The sequence below is a fragment of the Mesorhizobium sp. B1-1-6 genome (genome assembly GCF_006443035.1).
In the GTDB taxonomy this organism is placed as follows: domain Bacteria; phylum Pseudomonadota; class Alphaproteobacteria; order Rhizobiales; family Rhizobiaceae; genus Mesorhizobium.
This window is the reverse complement of record NZ_VFWR01000005.1, coordinates 228243-246228: the sequence shown is the minus strand read 5'-3', so window position 1 is coordinate 246228 and position 17986 is coordinate 228243. Positions and strand designations below refer to the sequence as shown.

Annotated in this window: 16 protein-coding genes; 6 read left to right on the top strand and 10 right to left on the bottom strand. The window is 64.4% G+C overall.

Features of this window, described 5'->3' with window-relative positions:
• Position 1: 1 nt before the first annotated feature.
• The 7 genes from FJ979_RS12545 to FJ979_RS12515 form a co-directional block, all read right to left on the bottom strand.
• A complete protein-coding gene (locus tag FJ979_RS12545) occupies positions 2-706 on the bottom strand; it encodes an ABC transporter ATP-binding protein (RefSeq protein ID WP_140552372.1) in 705 nt (234 codons plus the stop codon).
• On the bottom strand, positions 699-1499 hold the full coding sequence (locus tag FJ979_RS12540; RefSeq protein WP_181167435.1) for an ABC transporter ATP-binding protein: 801 nt from the start codon (positions 1497-1499) through the stop codon (positions 699-701). The genes FJ979_RS12545 and FJ979_RS12540 overlap by 8 nt, the downstream gene beginning before the upstream one ends.
• Entirely contained in the window at positions 1496-2704 is a 1209-nt protein-coding gene (locus FJ979_RS12535) for an ABC transporter substrate-binding protein (protein WP_140498402.1), read from the bottom strand. The genes FJ979_RS12540 and FJ979_RS12535 overlap by 4 nt, the downstream gene beginning before the upstream one ends.
• A 231-nt stretch (positions 2705-2935) precedes the next feature.
• Complete coding sequence (locus tag FJ979_RS12530) at positions 2936-4045, bottom strand: ABC transporter ATP-binding protein (protein WP_140560386.1); 1110 nt, start codon at positions 4043-4045, stop codon at positions 2936-2938.
• Positions 4046-4058: 13 nt separating this feature from the next.
• Positions 4059-6269, bottom strand: coding sequence for an iron ABC transporter permease (locus FJ979_RS12525; protein ID WP_224619160.1), 2211 nt, complete (start codon positions 6267-6269; stop codon positions 4059-4061).
• A 78-nt stretch (positions 6270-6347) separates the two neighbouring features.
• Complete coding sequence (locus FJ979_RS12520) at positions 6348-7394, bottom strand: ABC transporter substrate-binding protein (protein ID WP_140581246.1); 1047 nt, start codon at positions 7392-7394, stop codon at positions 6348-6350.
• A 34-nt stretch (positions 7395-7428) separates the two neighbouring features.
• Positions 7429-8229 carry an inositol monophosphatase family protein gene (locus FJ979_RS12515; protein ID WP_181172228.1) on the bottom strand — a complete coding sequence of 267 codons (801 nt, stop codon included), beginning with the start codon at positions 8227-8229 and terminating at the stop codon, positions 7429-7431.
• Positions 8230-8465: 236 nt separating this feature from the next.
• On the opposite strand from FJ979_RS12515, the gene FJ979_RS12510 reads away from it, so the two are divergent.
• Entirely contained in the window at positions 8466-9491 is a 1026-nt protein-coding gene (locus FJ979_RS12510; RefSeq protein ID WP_140581243.1) for a substrate-binding domain-containing protein, read from the top strand.
• A 42-nt stretch (positions 9492-9533) separates the two neighbouring features.
• Here the strand turns inward: FJ979_RS12510 and FJ979_RS12505 are convergent, their stop codons facing one another.
• Positions 9534-10865, bottom strand: coding sequence for an aspartate aminotransferase family protein (locus FJ979_RS12505; RefSeq protein ID WP_140581240.1), 1332 nt, complete (start codon positions 10863-10865; stop codon positions 9534-9536).
• Positions 10862-11746, bottom strand: coding sequence for a MurR/RpiR family transcriptional regulator (locus FJ979_RS12500; RefSeq protein WP_140581238.1), 885 nt, complete (start codon positions 11744-11746; stop codon positions 10862-10864). Before FJ979_RS12500 ends, FJ979_RS12505 begins: the two co-directional genes overlap by 4 nt.
• A 107-nt stretch (positions 11747-11853) precedes the next feature.
• Here FJ979_RS12500 and FJ979_RS12495 point away from each other — a divergent pair, with 107 nt between their 5' ends.
• The 5 genes from FJ979_RS12495 to FJ979_RS12475 all read left to right on the top strand — a co-directional run bounded on the left by FJ979_RS12495 (position 11854) and on the right by FJ979_RS12475 (position 16554).
• Positions 11854-13083, top strand: coding sequence for an ABC transporter substrate-binding protein (locus tag FJ979_RS12495; RefSeq protein WP_140524814.1), 1230 nt, complete (start codon positions 11854-11856; stop codon positions 13081-13083).
• A 77-nt stretch (positions 13084-13160) separates the two neighbouring features.
• Positions 13161-14060, top strand: coding sequence for a branched-chain amino acid ABC transporter permease (locus FJ979_RS12490; protein ID WP_140524813.1), 900 nt, complete (start codon positions 13161-13163; stop codon positions 14058-14060).
• Between the two features lie 10 nt (positions 14061-14070).
• A complete protein-coding gene (locus FJ979_RS12485) occupies positions 14071-15051 on the top strand; it encodes a branched-chain amino acid ABC transporter permease (protein ID WP_140566420.1) in 981 nt (326 codons plus the stop codon).
• Positions 15041-15796 (top strand): ATP-binding cassette domain-containing protein, encoded by a 756-nt coding sequence (locus FJ979_RS12480; RefSeq protein WP_140498393.1) that lies wholly within the window; start codon positions 15041-15043, stop codon positions 15794-15796. The genes FJ979_RS12485 and FJ979_RS12480 overlap by 11 nt, the downstream gene beginning before the upstream one ends.
• The gene (locus FJ979_RS12475; RefSeq protein ID WP_140498392.1) at positions 15796-16554 is read left to right on the top strand and encodes an ABC transporter ATP-binding protein; all 759 of its coding nucleotides are present in this window, start codon (positions 15796-15798) and stop codon (positions 16552-16554) included. The genes FJ979_RS12480 and FJ979_RS12475 overlap by 1 nt, the downstream gene beginning before the upstream one ends.
• A gap of 9 nt (positions 16555-16563) precedes the next feature.
• Here FJ979_RS12475 and FJ979_RS12470 read toward each other — a convergent pair whose 3' ends face one another.
• The gene (locus FJ979_RS12470; protein WP_140581235.1) at positions 16564-17979 is read right to left on the bottom strand and encodes an amidase; all 1416 of its coding nucleotides are present in this window, start codon (positions 17977-17979) and stop codon (positions 16564-16566) included.
• Positions 17980-17986 lie beyond the last annotated feature (7 nt).

Below are 17986 nucleotides of genomic sequence, written 5' to 3'. Positions count from 1 at the left end.
ATCATACTCCGAGCACCTCGTGAAGTTGAGCGTCGTGGGCGGCCAGTTCGCCGACCGGAAACCCGCTCAGCACCTTGCCGTGCTCCATCAGGTAGAAGCGGTCGGCAATGCGGGCGGCGAAACGGAAATTCTGCTCCACGAGCAGGATCGTCATGCCGCGCTTTTTCAACGTCGCAAGCAATTCGCCGATGCGCTGGACGATGACCGGCGCCAGGCCTTCGGTCGGCTCGTCGAGGAGCAGCATCCGGACACCCGTCCTCAGGATGCGGGCGATCGCCAGCATCTGCTGCTCGCCGCCGGATAGCCTGGTGCCCGGGCTGTTGCGGCGCTCCTTCAGGTTGGGAAAGAGCTCGAAGATCTCCTCGACGCTCATGCCGCCCTTGGCCACCACCGGCGGCAGGATCAGGTTCTCGTCGACTGTCAGCGTGGCGAAAATGCCGCGCTCCTCGGGAACGAAACCGATGCCTTGGTGGGCGACACGGTGCAAGGGCAGGCCGATCAAGTCGTTGCCGTTGAAGACGACACTGCCGGTGCGCTTGCGGATCAGCCCCATGATGGCGCGCAGCGTCGTGGTCTTGCCGACGCCGTTGCGGCCAAGCAGCGTCACGGTTTCGCCGCGGAACACATCGAGGTCGACGCCGTGCAGCGCGTGGCCCTCGCCGTACCAGGCATGGAGATCGCGCACGGCAAGCAGCGGCTCACTCATGCTCGGTTCCCATATAGGCTATCCGGACGCGTTCATCCTGGCTGACCGTCGGATAGTCGCCCGCGGCGAGCACCTTGCCGCGCTGCATCACGGTGATCCAGTCGCAAAGATCGGCAACGACGGTCAGATTGTGCTCCACCATGAGCACGGCCCGATCGCGGGCCAAGGCGCGGATGATCCCGGAGATCATGCTGACATCCTCGTGCCCCATGCCGGCCATCGGCTCGTCGAGCAGCAGCACCTTTGGATCGAGCGCCAGCGTGGTGGCGATCTCGAGCACGCGCTTGCGGCCATAGGAGAGATCGCCGGCGAGCCGGTGCGCCGCGTCGTCGAGGCCGACCGTGCCGAGAAGCTCGCGCGCCCGCGGCGTCAGTTGGTCGAGCGCCGAAAGCGGGCGCCAGAACTGGAAACCCAGCCCGCCTGGCCGCTGCAGTGCGACGCGCACATTGTCGAGCACGCTCAGATGCGGAAAGATCGCCGATATCTGGAACGAGCGCACGAGGCCCATCCGCGCCACCTTGGCCGGCGGTGTCCGGGTTATGTCGGTGCCGAGCAGTTCAATCGTGCCGCTGGTCGGCTGCAGGAACTTGGTCAAAAGATTGAAGATCGTGGTCTTGCCGGCGCCGTTGGGTCCGATCAAGGCGTGAATCCTGCCGTGATGAACGTCGAGATCGACATCCTTCACCGCAACGAACCCGGCGAAATCGCGCCTGAGGCCGCGGGCGGAAAGCACCACCCGCGGCACGGCTCCATCGCCGTCAGGCCTGACGGCCGCGGCGGTTGCCGTCGTCACTTGCTGACGAGCGGGCAGCCGCTATCCGTGGCCTTCATGAAGGCCTGGTCGCCCGGAATGGTTGCAAGATAGGTGTAGTAGTCCCAATCCTTCTTGCTCTCCTCGGGCTTCTTGACCTGATAGAGGTACATGTCGTGCACCATGGAGCCGTCGGCCTGCACCTTGCCGTTGGCGGTAAAGACGTCATTGACCGGCATCGAATGCAATTCCTTGGCCACCGCTTCGGTTTCGTCGGTGCCGGCCTTGTCGATGGCCTTGAGATACTGCGACACCGCCGAATACGTCCCGGCCTGGATCATGTTCGGCATCCTGCCGGTGCGTTTGAAGAAGCGGTTGGCGAACTCGCGGCTCTTGTCGTCGCGATCCCAGTAATAGCCTTCGGTCAGCACGACGCCCTGGGCCGCCTGCAAGCCAAGGCCATGCACTTCGGCCAGCGTGAACAGAAGTGCCGCGAGCCGCTGGCCGCCGGCGACGATGCCGAATTCGGCCGCCTGCTTGATCGAGTTGGAAGTGTCGAGACCGGCATTGGCAAGGCCGACGATCTTGGCGCCGGAGGATTGCGCCTGCAGCAGGAAGGATGAGTAGTCGGTCGAGCCGAGCGGATAGCGCACTTCACCAAGCACCTTGCCGCCGCGATCCTTGACGAGCTTGGCGGTCTGCTCCTCGAGCGAATAGCCGAAGGCGTAGTCGACGGTGATGAAATACCAGCTGTCGCCGCCTTGCTGCACCAGGGCACCGCCTGTGCCGACGGCCTGGGAATGGGTGTCGTAGGCCCAATGGAAACCATAGGGCGAGCACTGCTTGCCGGTCAGGTCGGTCGCAGCCGCGCCGGTGACGATGTCGATCTTCTTCTTTTCCTTGGAAAGTCCCTGCACGGCGAGCGCCACCGAGGAGGTGGTCAGTTCCATTATGGCATCGACCTGCTCGGTGTCGTACCACTGGCGCGCGATGTTGGAGGCGATGTCCGGCTTGTTCTGGTGGTCGGCACTGATGACCTCGATAGGCGCATTCTGGACCTTGCCGCCGAAATCCTCGACAGCCATCTTGGCCGCCTCGACGGACCATTTGCCGCCGAAATCGGCATAGACACCCGACTGGTCGTTGAGGATGCCGATCTTGACCTTGCCGTCGGAAATTTCGGCTGCCGCCGCTGGCATCGCGGTACCCACAAGCAGCGCGGCTGAGATGAGATAGGATGCTTTCACTGGTATTTCCTCCCTTGTGGCCACTGTCGAAAACGCCCATTGCGGCCCTGTGACGGCTTCGAGTGCACCGTCTGGTCCCGCGTGAAGAATACGTCCTGTGCTCGCCACAGTTCCAAAGTGCCAGGACACATGGTCACAAGCGCACATTCGGAATGCACAGAGATTCGTAACATCGACATGGAACGTCGAGAACCACTATTTTCGTATCAGGCGCACCGGTAGCGGTGTGCGCTAGGACTTGTCGCGCGCTATCAGCACGATCTTTGCCGGATCGAAATCGACCGCGACGACGCTGCCTTCCGGCAGGGCGGGTGTGACGACCGGCGACGTCGCAAACAGCTCGACCGCCGGATCGTTTATCGCGACGCGGTATTCCATGTGGTCGCCGAGATAAGAACTCTTGACCACGCGCCCTCTCATCCCGCCGGCTGCCGGCTGGCCGGCGACGAGGCGCACGGCATTCGGCCGGACGGCCAGCACCGCCGGCCCCGCCGCGATGCCGCGATGCCGCATGTCGAGCCGCAGCGGCCCGACCTTTACCTCGGCATTCGTCCCATTGCTGGCGAGAACCTCGACATCGAGCAGGTTGGCGTCGCCCATGAAATCGGCGATGAAAGAGTTCCTGGGTTCGTTGTAGAGGTCGCGCGGGGTTCCGTCCTGGGCGACGCGGGCAGCGTTCATGACGATGATGCGATCGGACACGGCCAGCGCCTCCTCCTGGTCATGCGTCACATAGACCACGGTCAGCGCGAGGTCCTGCTGAAGACCGCGGATCTCATCGCGCACGCGCCGGCGCAGCTTGGCATCGAGATTGGACAGCGGCTCGTCGAACAAAAGCACCTTCGGCTCCAGCACGATGGCGCGCGCCACGGCCACGCGCTGCTGCTGGCCGCCCGAAAGTTCGCTCGGCTGGCGCTTCTCGTAGCCGGACAGGCCGACCTGTGCCAGCTTCTCGGCGGCGCGCCCTGCTGCCTCAACCTTGCCGAGCCCCGTCGCCCGCAGGCCGTAGCTGACATTTTCCATGACGTTCATGTGCGGGAACAGCGCATAGGACTGGAAGACCATGCTGACGTCGCGCTCTGCGGCTGACAGCAAGGTGACGTCCTTGCCGTCGATTACGATGCGCCCGTGGCTTGCGTGCTCAAGCCCGGCAATCAGCCTGAGCGTCGTCGTCTTGCCGCAGCCGGAGGGTCCCAGCAGCGTCACCAGGCTGGCCGGTGCGATGTCGAAGCTGACATTGTCGACGGCAGTGACGGCGCCGTATTTCTTGGTGACGCCCTCGAAACGCACTGCCGGTCTGTCCACCACGCCGGGGGCAGCGTTCTTCGCCGTTTGATCCATACGCTTCTCCCGATCAGATTGGTGCCACCACGGCTTGCGCCTCGGCCCGGCGCCGGCCAAGCCGGCGTTCCCCGACCAGCAGCTGGATGGCGATCAGAATGATCATCATGACGACGATCAGCACCGCCGAATAGACGATGGCGATGCCGTATTCGCCGACATCGGCTCGCCCGACGATATAGACGGTGGCGAGATTGAAGCGGCCGGTCGCCAGGAAGATGACGGCGCTGACGGCGGTCACCGCACGCACGAAACTGTAGATCATCGCGGTCACGATCGCCGGCTTCAGGATCGGCAGGATCACCCGCCGCAAGGTGGCGAAGGAACGCGCGCCCAGTGTCAGCGATGCCTCGTCCAGGCTCTTGTCTATCTGCCCCAGATTGGCGAGGCCGGCGCGGATCGCCACCGGCATGTTGCGGAAGATGAACGAGATGACGATGATCAGTCCGGTGCCGGTCAGTTGCACCGGCGGCACGTTGAAGGCGAGGATATAGCTGACGCCGACGACCGTGCCGGGAATGGCAAAGCTCATCATGGCGAGGAATTCGAACATCGTGCGCCCGGCGAAATGCTGCCGGTCGAGCAGATAGGCGGTCAGGATGCCGAGCGCGGCGGTGAACGGCATCGCCACCAGCGCAAGGCCGATGGTCATCAGCAGCGACGGCCAGGCCGACCCGCTCAGGAACCAGCCATTGACGCCTTTCTCGACGGAGAAAGCGGTGAGGAAATATTCGAGCGTCGGCGTGTTGTCGCGGCCGATCGATTGCACGAAGCCGCCGCCCAGGATGATGCCATAGACCACGACGGTCAGAAGCAACCAGGGAACGACGGCGGCGTAGCAGCCGATGCGCAAGCCCTTGGGCAGCGTGGCCGGCACACCGCCATCGCCCTTGCCGGCGACGGTGACGTAGCTGCGGCTGCCGATCCAGCGGCGCTGGATGACGAAGGCGGCGAGCGTGAATCCCAGAAGCACGATCGCCAGCACCGCCGCACGGCCTTGATCATGCGCAGCGCCCACCACCGCAAAGAAGATGTCCGTCGACAGCACGTTGAAGTTGCCGCCCAGCACCAGCGGGTTGGCAAAGTCGGCCATGCTCTCGATGAACGAGATCAGGAAGGCGCTGGCCAGCCCCGGGCGGATCAGCGGCCAGGTGATTGTGCTGAAAGTGCGCCAACGGCTGGCGCGCAAGGTCTGCGAGGCCTCCTCCATGCTCGGGCTGACGCCCTGCAGCACGCCGGCCAGGACCAGGAAGGCGATCGGCGTGAAAGCCAGCACTTGCGCGATGGTGATGCCGGCCATGCCGTAGATCCAGCGGCTGCGCGGAATACCGAGATGTTCTGACAAAAGATTGGTGACGATGCCGGCCCGGCCGAACAACAGGATCAGCGCCAGGCCGATGACGAAAGGCGGCGTGATGATCGGCAGGATGGAGAGGCCGCGCAGCAGCCATTTGGCAGGCAGCCTGGTGCGCAACGCAATCAGCGCCAGCGCCAGGCCTAGCGCCGTGCAGAAGAATCCCACCATCACCGCGATCGCCACCGTATTCCACGCCACCCCGCAGGAACCGTCGCCGTAGAGGCAGCGCAGGCTCCAGATGTTGGCACTGAACAGCTTTTCGGCAAACAGAGCCGGCACGACATTGCCGTCATTGTCCTCGATGGCGGAAGCGAGGATCGACAACAGCGGATAAGCCACGAACAGGATCAGCGAAGCGATCACGATCAGCAGCGAGCCGACGACAAAACGGTCGCCCTTGCACCAGCCACGCGCGGCCAGCGCCTCGGCGATGAACATCAGCATCGCCACCGCGTACAGCACGGCACCCCAGCCGAGACCCGGCTGCACCGGCCCCGGCGTACTGGCGAGATGCCCAAGCCAGGCAAATCCCCAACCCGAATGGATGATGGAAAAACCCTCGACCGCCAGCCAGGCGAGACCGGCAGCGCCCGCCGCCGCCAGGCCGGGGAGGTTCCGGCGCGCGACGAGCCAGCTTGCCAGGAGAAGTGGCAGGACCAAGGGGAGCAGCCAGAGCCGGCCGTTCAGCGACAGCAGGATCGCTGGTGCCGCCTCCGCCGGACGCGCCAGCCAGTCAAAGGAAAGCAAGCCGCCTTCGACTTGGTACCATGGCAGCACAATGAAGCTCGCCCATGCCAGCGCCAGCCATCCGGCGGCACTGCGCCCCGGGAGGTCATTGGCCATGGGATAGGGCGAAGCCCGTGCCATTCGACATCTTCCTTTGGTATGGTCGGGGTTGCGCCGGCTGCCCCGCAGGCAGCCGGCGGATCGGCCGTACGGACCAGATCAGCCGCCGTTGCGGACCTCATCGGTGAATTTCTTCAACAGCCGCTTGCGCTCCGCTGACGATCCATATTTGGCGAAGTCATAGTCGATCAGCTTGATCTTGCTGAGGTCCGGCGCCTCGGGCGGCACCGGGGTGCCGGTGTTCGACGGGATCTGGTAGCTGCCGTTCGGAGCCGCAAGTTTCTGCGCGTCTGGCGTCAGCGCCCAGTCGTAGAATTTCCGAGCCTCGTCGATATGCTTGGCCCCGGCAACAATGCTCATCGACCCGATCTCGAAGCCGGTGCCTTCACAGGGCGAGACCACCTTGACGGCCGGATTCTGCTTGGCGGCGTTGATGACGTCGTGCTGGAAGGAAATGCCGACCAGCGTCTCGCCCTTGCCCACGGCGAGCGCAGGTGCGGCGCCCGCCTTGGTGTATTCGGCGATGTTCTTGTTGAGCTGCTTGAGATAGTCGAAAGCCTTGTCCTCGCCCATCAGCTGCACGATTGTCGCCAGCATCGTCCAGGCAGTACCCGAGGAATTGGGGTCGGCCATCTCGATCTCGCCCTGGAAATCGGGCTTGACCAGATCCGCCCAGCAGGCCGGCGCCGTCAGGCCGCGCTGTTTCAGGTCTTCCTCGTTGTAGCCGTAGCCAAGCGCGCCGAGATAGATGCCGACGGTGCGGTTCTTGGCGCGTTCAGCCTGCCTCAAAGCCCAGTCGCGCAGGTTCGTCAGCTGCGGCGACTTGTATTCCTGGGTGAGACCTTCTTCCGCCGCCTGAAGATGCGGGTCGCCGGTGCCGCCCCACCAGATATCGGCTTGCGGATTGTCCTTCTCGGCCCGCAGGCGCGCATAGATCTCGCCGGCGCTCATGCGGGTCATGTCGACGCTGACGCCGGTTTCCTTCTGGTAGGTCGTGGCCATGGCCCGGCACCAGGCTTCGTCGACGCCGCAATACATCACGAGGTTGCGATCCGCCGCATGGGTGCCGCCGGCCAGACCGAAAATGGCCAGCACCGCAAGGCCAAGCCACGTCCTGCCTTGTCTGCGATCAAATGGACCTTTCATCGATATTCCTCCCTTTCATGCTCTCTGGAATTGGTTATTCGTCGTCGAGCGGCACTCCGATCACCTGGGACAATCTCGCCGCCACACCCGGCGCCGCAGCAAGCACCGGATTGCCCTTCGCCATGCCGTCGCCGTCGAGAAAGCGGTTGACGCGCCCGCCGGCTTCCTCGACCAGCAGCAATCCGGCCAGGCAGTCCCATGCATTGATATGAAGCTCGGCATAGGCATCCGAGCGGCCGTCGGCCACATAGGCAAGGCCCAGCGCCCCCGAACCGGAGCGGCGCACATTGGCGCCCAGCGACCAGACCAGGGCCACCTTGTCCAGATAGTCGCGGTTGGGAATCCGCGGCGACCAGCCGAACTCCACGGAGGCGCGGTCGAAGGCCTGGGTGCGCGAAACATGGATCGCCGCGCCGTTGCGCGTCGCACCGTGCCCGCGGCGGGCAAAATAGACCTCCCCGATCGCCGGATTGGCGATCCCGCCGATCTCGCTGCGGCCGTTCTGAACGAAGACGATCGAAACGCAGAAATGCGGAATGCCGCGCATGAAATTCGCCGTACCGTCGATCGGGTCGACGACCCACATGCGATCAGAGCCGCCGCTGCCGCCGGTTTCCTCGCCCAAAAACCCGTCCTCGGGAAAGGCCGCGGCCAACGTCGTACGGATGTGATGCTCGACCTTGCCGTCGGTCTCGGTCAGGAAATCCTGCGGCCCCTTCATCTCCACAGGCTGCGCTGCGTCGATTTGGCTGTAGCCCTGCATCGCCATGTTTCCCGACGACAAGAGCAGTTGCCGGCAAACATCGGCGCGCCTGTCGAGTTCGGCTTCGGACATCCGGCTGGCTTTCGGCTGCACCGCCATGCTGTTCACGCTGTCCGTCCAGGCAATGGCAGCTCCGATGCGGTCTGCGAAGAAATGGGCAAGGTAGCCTCCGGCGCCGGCTTCATGCACGGCTGTGCAAAGCTGTTTCATTTACGCATGTGTGTCAAGGGCGGCGGTGACACCTGTGACCGGCTTGCGCTATGCTGCACGTGCGTGCAAGGAATCGGTAAACGGCAGTGGGAGTGTGCATGACGACGCCAAGAGGCCGTAATGGCTTTTCCAGTGCCCAGCAAGTCGCGGACCTTGCCGGCGTTTCGCGCTCGGCCGTGTCACGCACGTTCACGCCCGGCGCCAGCGTTTCGGAAGAAACCCGGGAGCGGGTGCTGCTGGCGGCCGAGCAGCTCGGCTATCACGTCAACCACCTGGCGCGCGGTCTGATGCGGGCATCGACGGGCATCGTCTGCCTTGTCGTCGCCGATGGCGACACGCCCTACCAAGCCCGTATCCTGCGGGCGCTGACACAGCATCTGAGGGATGCCGGCAAAGTGGCCATGGTTTTCAACACGTCGGGCCCCAGCCACCATGTCGACCAGGCGCTGCGCAACACGCTGAACTACCGTGCCGATGCGACGATCGTGCTGTCCGGCACGCCGCCGCAGGAGCTGATCCGAACCTGCCTCGAGAACGGGCAGCGCCTGATCCTGATCAATCGCGACGACCAGTTCGACGGGCCGCATAACATCGGCGTGGACAACGCCGCCGCCGCCGAGGCGGCACTTCACGCCTTTCTTCGTGCCGGTTGCACCAGGCCTGCCCTGGTGACGTCGGCAGCCGGCACGCCCAGTCTGGTGGCGCGCGAGACGGCGTTTCTTGCCGCGGCGCGGAAGGAACGGCTGGAGGTGATCCAGTGGCGCGAGGGCCGCACGGGTTATGCGACTGGGGCAGAAGGCGCAAGGCGCCTGCTGTCGGGCCGGCAGCGACCGGATGCGGCGTTCTGCGTGACCGACCTGATCGCCTGCGGTTTTCTGGACGCGGCGCGCCACGAGTTCGGCGTCGACGTCCCGCGCGATCTCTGCGTCGCCGGCTTCGACGACATCGAGCAGGCTGACTGGGCTTCCTACCGGCTGACGACCTTTGCGCCGCCGATTGAGGAGATTGCCACGCACGCCGTGCGACTGGCCGCCGGTTCGCGCGAGGAAGCAGGCGCCGGCAGTCGCCTGACCTGCCACGCGCCGATGGTCTGGCGCGGCACTGTGAGGCCAGGTCGGGGCTGATGCCGATCGGACTATAGTCCCGGTCGGTGAGCGTCTCGTGTGCTAGATCGCAATGCTGCCGATCGCGGCATCGACGGCGTCGCCCAAACGGTCGACGATAATATCGACCGTGCCGTCGTCGACGATGAATGGCGGTGCAAGCAGGACGTGATCGCCAGCCCGCCCATCGACGGTGCCGCCCATCGGATAAACCATCAACCCCCGCTGCATCGCTTCCGATTTTATCCGGGCATGGACCTTCAGGCGCGGATCGAACGGGGCCTTGGCCGAGCGATCCGCGACAAGTTCGATGCCCTGGAAAAGGCCGCGCCCGCGAATGTCCCCGACATGGTGATGGTTGCCGAAGCGCTCACGCAGCCGTCGTTCGAGCGTGGCGCCTCGCGCCGCGACATTGGCAATCAGACCATCACGCTCGATGACCCGCTGCACGGCGAGGCCGGCCGCACAGGCGAGCGGATGGCCGATATAGGTGTGACCGTGCTGGAAGTCGCTGCCTTGCGAAAAGGCATCGAATATCCGCTCGGACGCCAGCACCGCGCCGAGCGGGGCGTAGCCGCCGCCGAGTCCTTTGGCGACCACCATGATGTCGGGAGCGACGCCCTCCTGCTCGCAGGCATGCAGTGTTCCGGTGCGACCCATGCCGCACATGACTTCGTCGAGGATGAGCAGCACGCCGTGGCGATCGCAAATCTCGCGGATGCGCCTGAAATAACCGGGTGCGGGTGGCACGGCGCCGAGAGTCGCTCCAACCACGGTCTCTGCGACAAAAGCAATGACCGTTTCCGGCCCGAGTTCCTGCAGCTTCGTCTCAAGCGCATCGGCGGCGCGCAGCCCGTAGGCCTCGCTGCCTTCATCCGGCCGCTGATGCCGATAGGCATAGCATGGTTCGATATGATGGTTTTCGATCAGCATGGGCTCGAACGGCGCCTTGCGCCAGGCGTTGCCTCCCACCGAAAGCGCGCCCAGCGTATTGCCATGATAGCTCTGCTGACGGGCCACGAAGCGGCGGCGCTGCGGCTCGCCGCGCTCGACGAAATATTGCCGCGCCATCTTCAGGGCGGTCTCGATGCCTTCCGATCCGCCGGAGACGAAATAGACGTGATGAAGATCGCCCGGCGCGTGAGCGGCAAGTTCGTCCGCCAGTTCCTCCGCCGGCCGGGTGGTGAAGAAGCTGCTATGCGCATAGGCGAGCCGGTCGAGTTCGGCATGCATCGCGGCAAGAACAGCCGGATGCTGATGGCCAAGGCATGAGACGGCCGCGCCGCCGGAGGCGTCGATATAGCGGCGTCCCTTGCTGTCGATGACGGTGACGCCATCGCCGCCGACGGCAACGGGATAGTCGTGGTGGATCTGGCGATGGAGGATATGTGTCATGACCGTTGCCTGGTTTCGTAGATATGGGTGGAAAGGGTGTCGAACTGACGTTCGACGTCGCGCATGGCGGCCAGCGCGCGATCGCCGGCGGCGGCCGCCAGGATCGCGGCCAGCGTTTCGGCGATGGCAAAGGCCGGCGCCATGGTGTGGAAAAAGGACGGGCTCTCGGTTGGCACGATGATGACGGCGCCCGCCCGGTTGAAGAGCGGCGAGACCACGCTGTCGGTAATCGCCACGATTTCGAGCGCGCGGCTGCGTGCATAATCGACGAGTTCGACGGCGGCGCGCGTATAGGGCTTGACGCTGATCGCCAAAAGCACGTCGCCCGCTCCCGCTTCCCACAAAGGATCAGGTCCGGTTCCGCCGACGCCGTCAAGCAGACGCACCGCGCCGCCGGCGAGGCCATAGACGTAGGCGAAATGGCAGGCGACGGGGTAGCTCGACCGATAGCCCAGCGCATAGATGCGCTTGGCGCCTGCCAGCACCGAGGCTGCCCGGGTCACCGCCTCCAGCGTCGCCGGATCGCAAAGCTTCGCCATATGGCGCTCGAGCGTTTCGGCCAGCTCGAAGGCCAGCGCGCCGTCTCCTCCGCGCTTCCGCCGCGCCATCAATGCTTCGGCCTTGCCCAAGAACTCCTTCTCGCCGCGGCGAAGTTGCTCGGCGTAGAGGTCGCGCAGGCTATCGTAGCCGTCGAAGCCCATGCGCTGGGCAAGCCGCGTCATCGATGCCGGGGTCACCCCGGCGCGCTGCGCCTGGACGCGCATCGACAGGAGGGCAACGTCACGCGGATTGTCGAGCACCCATTGCGCCGCCGCGCGAAGCTGGCGCGGCATCGTCTCGAAACTCTCGAGCAGGCGCGAGCGGAAGGCGGGTTCCAACATGGCGCGAATTTACGCCGGCCGTTGACGAGCTGCAATGAATATTTCAATCTGCCAGAAATGAGCGTAGTGTTTCATTCAATCAGAAAACAAGAACAGGGGAAATTCGCATGAAACAGACCATATCCAGTCATTTGGGAGCGCTGGCGGCACTCGCGCTGGCTTCCTTGCCGTTCGCAGCCGCACCGGCTCTGGCCGAGGATCCAATCGCGCTAGGCTGGGTGGGGCCGCTGTCGCCGCCCGGCAACTATTCCGGCGGCCAGGAGATGCAATGGGCGGTGCAGCTCGGAGTTGACGAGGTCAACAAGGCCGGCGGCGTGCTCGGCCGTCAGCTGAAGGTGAGCTACGAGGACACCAAAGGGCAGCCGGCCGACGGCAGCGCGGCGGCGGTTCGGCTCATCACCAAGGACAACGTCGCCGCAATCTTCGGCGAATTCCATTCCTCGGTCGCCCTCGCCGAAATCGAGGAGGCGCACAAATACGGCGTCGCCTGGGTCGGTACAGACGTATGGGCGGATGCCATCACGGCCAAGCAGTATCCGGAAGTCTATCGTCTCGCTCCGGCCAACTCGCTCGTTTACGTCAAGGCGGCCGACTGGACGGTCGAGCAAGGTTTCAAGAACATCGCCATCATCGCCGAAAACACGGACTTCGGCCAGGGCGGGGCCAAGGTCATCGCCGATGAGCTGAAGGCCAAGAACGTCCCCTATACGCTGGCAACGATCGACCTGAACCAGCAGGATTTCACGCCCGCGCTGCTGCGCCTGATGAACCAGAGCCCGAAGCCTGATGCGATCCAGATGGTGATCGCCGGACAGGCGCAGTATCAGCTGGTCAAGCAGGCCTGCCAGCTCGGCCTCGCACCGACTGCCGAAACGGCCCTCATCGGCTCCTCGGGTCTGCTGCAGAAGGAAGTGTGGGAAGTCGACGGCGAATGCGCCAACAATCTTCTCATCGTCAACGTCGCGCAGCCCAAGTCGCAATGGAACGACAAGGCCAAAGCATTCGTGAAGGCGTTCACCGAACGCTACAACAGGGCACCGACCGGCGTGGCCATGGAGGCCTATGACACGTTCGGTGTCGTCGTCGAAGCGATCAAGAAGGCAGGCTCGGCTGACCGCGCGGCGATCGTGAAGGCACTGGAAGAGATCAAATATGAAGGGGTGAACGCCACCTACACCTTCCCGACCACCAAATCTCCCGACTGGGCTTTCCATCAGTTCGTCGACGTGCCGTTCACGATCATCCAATACACGGCCGTGAACCAGGCGCCGGAGGATGCTGCGATCGTCTATCCGAAGAAGTGGGCCACCACCGACAAGGTCATGCCCGGCAAATGAACGGCACGCCGGCGGCTCCATAGCCGCCGGCGGCCGCTTCACTGGACAGGCGGCCGACAACGAGGTGATGTGAACCCATGAGCTATTTCCTCCTCCTGGCCGTCAACGGCCTGGTCATCGGCCTCATTTTCGCGCTGACGGCGGCGGGGCTCACTTTGGTCTTCTCGGTGTTGAAGGTCGTCAATTTCGGCCATGGATCGCTCTATATGCTGGGCGGCTATGCGTCCTACTACATCATCGCCTGGTTCCATGCGCCGCCGCTTGTCGGTGTCGCCGGCGCGATGGTGGCCCTGTTCATCTTCGGCGTGCTCTTCGAGAGGCTCGTCATAGCGCCGATGTATACCGACAAGGTCGAGCGCAAGGACGAATACGCCATTATCGTCACCTTCGGCCTCACCATTCTGATCACCAATCTCGGCCTTGTCGTCTTCGGTCCCTTCGCCAAGGCGCCGCCGTCCTTCATGACGGGAGCGCTGATCCTCGGTCCGTTGATCCTGCCTTACGACCGGCTGATCGCTGCGGTCGCTGCCGTCGTCCTGCTTGTCGGTCTGACGCTTTTCCTGAAGCGCACCTCGCTTGGCCAGGCACTCGATGCGGTGAGCCAGAGCCGCGAGTCCGCCGCGGTCATCGGTATCGATCCACGCCGCATGTACACCATCGCTTTCGGCATCGGCTCGGCGCTTGCCGGCGGGGCAGGGGCGTTGATCGCGCCGATCTTCGCCCTGTCGCCGTCGATGGGTGAGTTGCCGGCCGTGCAGGCCTTCATCATCATCGTGCTCGGCGGCATGGGTTCCGTCGGCGGAAGCATTACCGGCGGCATCCTGCTCGGCCTGGTGCAAGGGCTGGGTGTCGGCTATCTGCCGGACCCCAATCGCGCGCTTGCCTATACGCAGGCGTTCGGAGCGCTGCTGCTCGTCATTGCGTTGCTCTTCCGGCCGACCGGCCTGTTCGGCCGCTCGCATCTGCGGCTGGAATAGGGGCACGGCAATGATCCGTCCAACATTCTCGCAATCGGCTCAGGCGATTCTGCTCGTGGTGGCGTTGCTGGTGCCGCTCGGCGTCGGACCATACTGGACCCACGTCGGCGCCATCGCCTGGTACTATGCGCTGCTTGCCGCGAGCTGGGCGCTGCTTGCCGGTTTCGCCGGTCAGTTCTCCTTCGCCCATGTGGCTTTTGCCGCGCTGGGCGGATATGCCTCGGCCTTGTTCGTTGGCCAGATCGGCATGCCGCTGCCGCTTGCCATTCTTGCCGCCATCGCTCTTGCCGTCGTGGCCGGCGCCCTGATCGGCGCGCTCGTCCTGAGGCTTTCCGGGCCTTATCTGGCCCTCTTCACGCTTGCCATTTCGGAAATCTTCCGCCTCGTGCTGGTCGCGGAGGAGGACATCACACGCGGCATGCTGGGCTTGCCGGTGCCCGGCCTCTTTTCCGGTCGATCGGACCTGCCTTATTACTATTTCGGCCTTGCGCTCGTCGTCCTGGCGGTATTGGGAATGAATGCCTTGTTGGCGACCCGCGTCGGTCTTTTTCTACGTGCCATCCGGGAAGACGAGGGCGCCGCGCGCGCCAGCGGGGTGGATACCACGCGCTACAAGATTCTCGTCTTCGTGGTAACCAGCGTGATCGCGGCGATAGCCGGCATTTATTACGGCCATTTCATCGGCATCCTGACGCCCAACATGGCTATCCTGCCGGAGATGGGTCTGGTTATCGCGATGGCGGTGATCGGCGGCATCGAAAGCCTGCCCGGCGCCGTGGTCGGTGCAGTCGTCGTCTTCCTGCTTTCCGAGACGCTGCGGTCCTACGGCGAATGGCGTTTCGTGCTGATGGGTCTGGCGCTTATCCTGGTGCAACGCTTCGCGCAGAACGGCCTGTATCCGATGGTCGAAAACTGGGCGCGCTTCCGCGCGCGGCCACGGGAACAAGCGCCTGTTCCAACTGCTACCACCGAGGAACCCCATGCCGGTTGAGAAGGACACCGCTTTTTTCTCGGTCAGTGGTCTTGCCAAGCATTTCGGCGGCATCCATGCCGTCGAAGGCTTATCCTTTGCCCTGGCCCGCGGCGAAATTGTCGGGTTGATCGGTCCCAACGGCTCGGGAAAGACGACCACCATCAACATGGTGACGGGCGCGCTCAAACCCGACGGCGGTGCCATCCTCGTCGAGGGCATCGACATGGCGCGCTCGCCGGCTAATCTTTTCGCGCGCCGCGGTGTTGCCCGTACTTTTCAGGTTCCCCGCCTGTTCCGCCGCATGACCGTGCTGGAAAACCTGATCGTGCCGGCACTTTCCGACCCGGCTGAGCGGCGCGCCGCGGCAGAGGAGCGCGCCCGTGGGGTCCTTGCTTTCCTGAGGCTCGACCATCTCGCCGACAGTTATGCAAGAGCGCTTTCCGGCGGCCAGCAGAAGCTGCTGGAACTCGGCCGGGCGCTGATGCTCAAACCGAGATTGCTGCTTCTGGACGAGCCCTTCGCCGGCGTCCACCCGCGCCTGCTGGAGGAGATCATCGAGCACATAAGGAGCCTCAATCGCGACGGTCACACCATCGTCGTTGTCGATCACAACCTCGAGGCTATCCAGTCGGTCGTAACGCGCGTCATGGTGATGGCGCGAGGGCGCAAGATCGCCGACGGCGCGGTCGCCGAGGTGCTGCGCAATCCCGAGGTCGTGCACGCCTATACGGGATCCCGCGCAACGCATCGGGAAGCACGATAATGGAAACCGCTTCCCTGCCATCGACCCCGCCGCTGATCGCCTGCGAGAACCTTGTCGCCGGCTATACGCGCGACATCGACATATTGCGCGACGTTTCGGTCAGGGCCTGGCCTGGCAGCATTTCCTGTGTGGTCGGGCCGAACGGCACCGGCAAGTCGACGCTTCTCAAGGCGTTGTTCGGCTTTCTGAAACCGAGTGCCGGCCGGGTGCTTCTGCGAGACGTGGACATCACCGGAAACCCGCCCTTCCGGATGCTGGGCCTTGGCCTGGCCTACCTGCCGCAGCGGCCGAGCCTCTTTCCTCATCTCTCGGTCGAATCGAACCTGAAACTCGGTCTCTGGCATGCCAGGCCGAAGAAGACGGTGCTGACCGAGAAACTGGAACATGTCTATGAGCGGTTTCCCGTCGTTCGCGAGAAACGCGCGCAGCCTGCCGGCCAGCTCTCGGGAGGCCAGCAGCGGCAGGTCGAGATCGCACGCAGCCTGATGGCCGATCCGTCGGTCTACCTGATCGACGAACCGACCGCCGGCGTCGATCCGCAGACCAGCGAGACGATCTACGACATCGTCCGCGATCTTGCCCGCGAACTCGGCAAGGCCGTGCTGCTGGTCGACCAGGATATTCGCGCCGCGCTTGCCATCACCGACTACGTCTATGTGGTCAAGAACGGCACGGTTTTTTCCGAAGGCGCGCGCGCGGATTTCGGTGCCGACACCGACGCTCTTGTCGCACGTTGGCTGTATGCGAGCGGTGAATGAACGGGCAGCTTACGGCGTGGCGTAGCCCGGCGGCTGTTCGAACAGGCCGTCGCGCCGAATCTCTAGCGCCCGCCCGATCCTCAGCGCCAGCGGATCCTGGAAGCGGCGAACCGCGATCTGCAATCCTGCGGGCAGACCATTGACGAGACCGATGGGGACGCTGAGCGCTGCCATGTCGAGGAGGTTCACCATGCGGGTAAACGTCCCAAGCGGCGTCGTTGTCTCATCGATGTCGGCCAATGGCGGCGCGGTAATCGGCGCCGTTGGCGTCAGGAACGCATCGGCGCCTTCGAGATCGCGATGAAACTCGATCTGCGCGGCTCGGCGCCTTGCAATCAACTCGTGATAAGCGGCGAGGCCGATTTCCCTGCCCTTGAGAACCCGCATGCGGATCGCCGTGCCGACGCCGCTGTCCGCGGGTTCCACGTAACGGCCGAGATGATGCCAGGCTTCGACGGCCATGATGTCGCCGGCCAGGGCCTTGTAGGTGTCGTAAGATTGCGGCATCGGCATCCGATCGACATTGGCACCGAGCGCCTCCAGTTCAGCGACGGTGGAGTCGAAGCGGTCCAGGATGCCGGGGTCTACGCCGGCAAGGTCCACGGCCGAGGGGATGCGCAGGCGAAGGCCCGATATGCTCCGCTCGAGCCCGTCGAGCGGCGAGGTCGGCGCCACGCCAAAGGTGGCCGGATCGCCGGGATCGGGACCCTCGAGCGCGGCCAGCAGAAGGGCTGCATCCTCCACCGACCGGGTCATGGGACCGATGCTGTCGAAGGACATGGCAAGCGGCAGCAAGCCGCCGCGCCCGATAAGGCCGAAGGACGTCTTCAGGCCCACGATTCCGCACATGGCGGACGGATTGCGGATGGAGCCCGTAGTGTCGGTGCCGAGCGCGACCGGCACCAGTCCGGCGGCGACGGCCACGCCCGAACCGCTCGACGATCCGCCCGGCGCGCGCGGGATGGCGCTGTCACGCGGGTTCAGGGGCGTGCCGGCGACCGGGTTGGTCCCCCAACTGCCAAAAGCAAATTCCACGGTGTGCACCTTGCCCAGCAGGATCATCCCGGCCGCGACAAGGCGTTCGATTGCCGTTGCCGTGGCGGTTGCGAGTTCGCCCGCAAGCGCTTTCGAGCCTGCCAGGGTCGGATAGCCTTCGACGTCAAGCAGGTCCTTGGCCGCGAAAGGGATACCGTCCAGCGGCCCTTTCGAGACGCCGCGACTGCGACGCTCGTCGGCTTCGCCGGCGGCCTGGAGCGCAGCCCCAGGAAACAGCCGGACGAACGCATGCAGCGAATTGTCATGAACGTCGACACGATCCAGCGCGCGCCGGACGATCTCGGTCGAGGATGTGTTGCCATCGGCGAGCGCGCGGCTGAGTTCGGCGGCGGTGGCGAAGGCGGAAATCCCTTGGGCGGTGGCGTTCATGCTGTCC

Bases quoted from the DNA above. Each gene is read 5' to 3' on its own strand.
- FJ979_RS12530 (WP_140560386.1), bottom strand. From the start codon at position 4,045: ATGGATCAAACGGCGAAGAACGCTGCCCCCGGCGTGGTGGACAGACCG.
- FJ979_RS12475 (WP_140498392.1), top strand. From the start codon at position 15,796: ATGGAAACCGCTTCCCTGCCATCGACCCCGCCGCTGATCGCCTGCGAG.
- FJ979_RS12510 (WP_140581243.1), top strand. From the start codon at position 8,466: ATGACGACGCCAAGAGGCCGTAATGGCTTTTCCAGTGCCCAGCAAGTC.
- FJ979_RS12500 (WP_140581238.1), bottom strand. From the start codon at position 11,746: ATGTTGGAACCCGCCTTCCGCTCGCGCCTGCTCGAGAGTTTCGAGACG.
- FJ979_RS12525 (WP_224619160.1), bottom strand. From the start codon at position 6,269: ATGGCACGGGCTTCGCCCTATCCCATGGCCAATGACCTCCCGGGGCGC.
- FJ979_RS12480 (WP_140498393.1), top strand. From the start codon at position 15,041: ATGCCGGTTGAGAAGGACACCGCTTTTTTCTCGGTCAGTGGTCTTGCC.
- FJ979_RS12515 (WP_181172228.1), bottom strand. From the start codon at position 8,229: ATGTCCGAAGCCGAACTCGACAGGCGCGCCGATGTTTGCCGGCAACTG.
- FJ979_RS12490 (WP_140524813.1), top strand. From the start codon at position 13,161: ATGAGCTATTTCCTCCTCCTGGCCGTCAACGGCCTGGTCATCGGCCTC.
- FJ979_RS12545 (WP_140552372.1), bottom strand. From the start codon at position 706: ATGAGTGAGCCGCTGCTTGCCGTGCGCGATCTCCATGCCTGGTACGGC.
- FJ979_RS12470 (WP_140581235.1), bottom strand. From the start codon at position 17,979: ATGAACGCCACCGCCCAAGGGATTTCCGCCTTCGCCACCGCCGCCGAA.
- FJ979_RS12495 (WP_140524814.1), top strand. From the start codon at position 11,854: ATGAAACAGACCATATCCAGTCATTTGGGAGCGCTGGCGGCACTCGCG.
- FJ979_RS12485 (WP_140566420.1), top strand. From the start codon at position 14,071: ATGATCCGTCCAACATTCTCGCAATCGGCTCAGGCGATTCTGCTCGTG.
- FJ979_RS12505 (WP_140581240.1), bottom strand. From the start codon at position 10,865: ATGACACATATCCTCCATCGCCAGATCCACCACGACTATCCCGTTGCC.
- FJ979_RS12520 (WP_140581246.1), bottom strand. From the start codon at position 7,394: ATGAAAGGTCCATTTGATCGCAGACAAGGCAGGACGTGGCTTGGCCTT.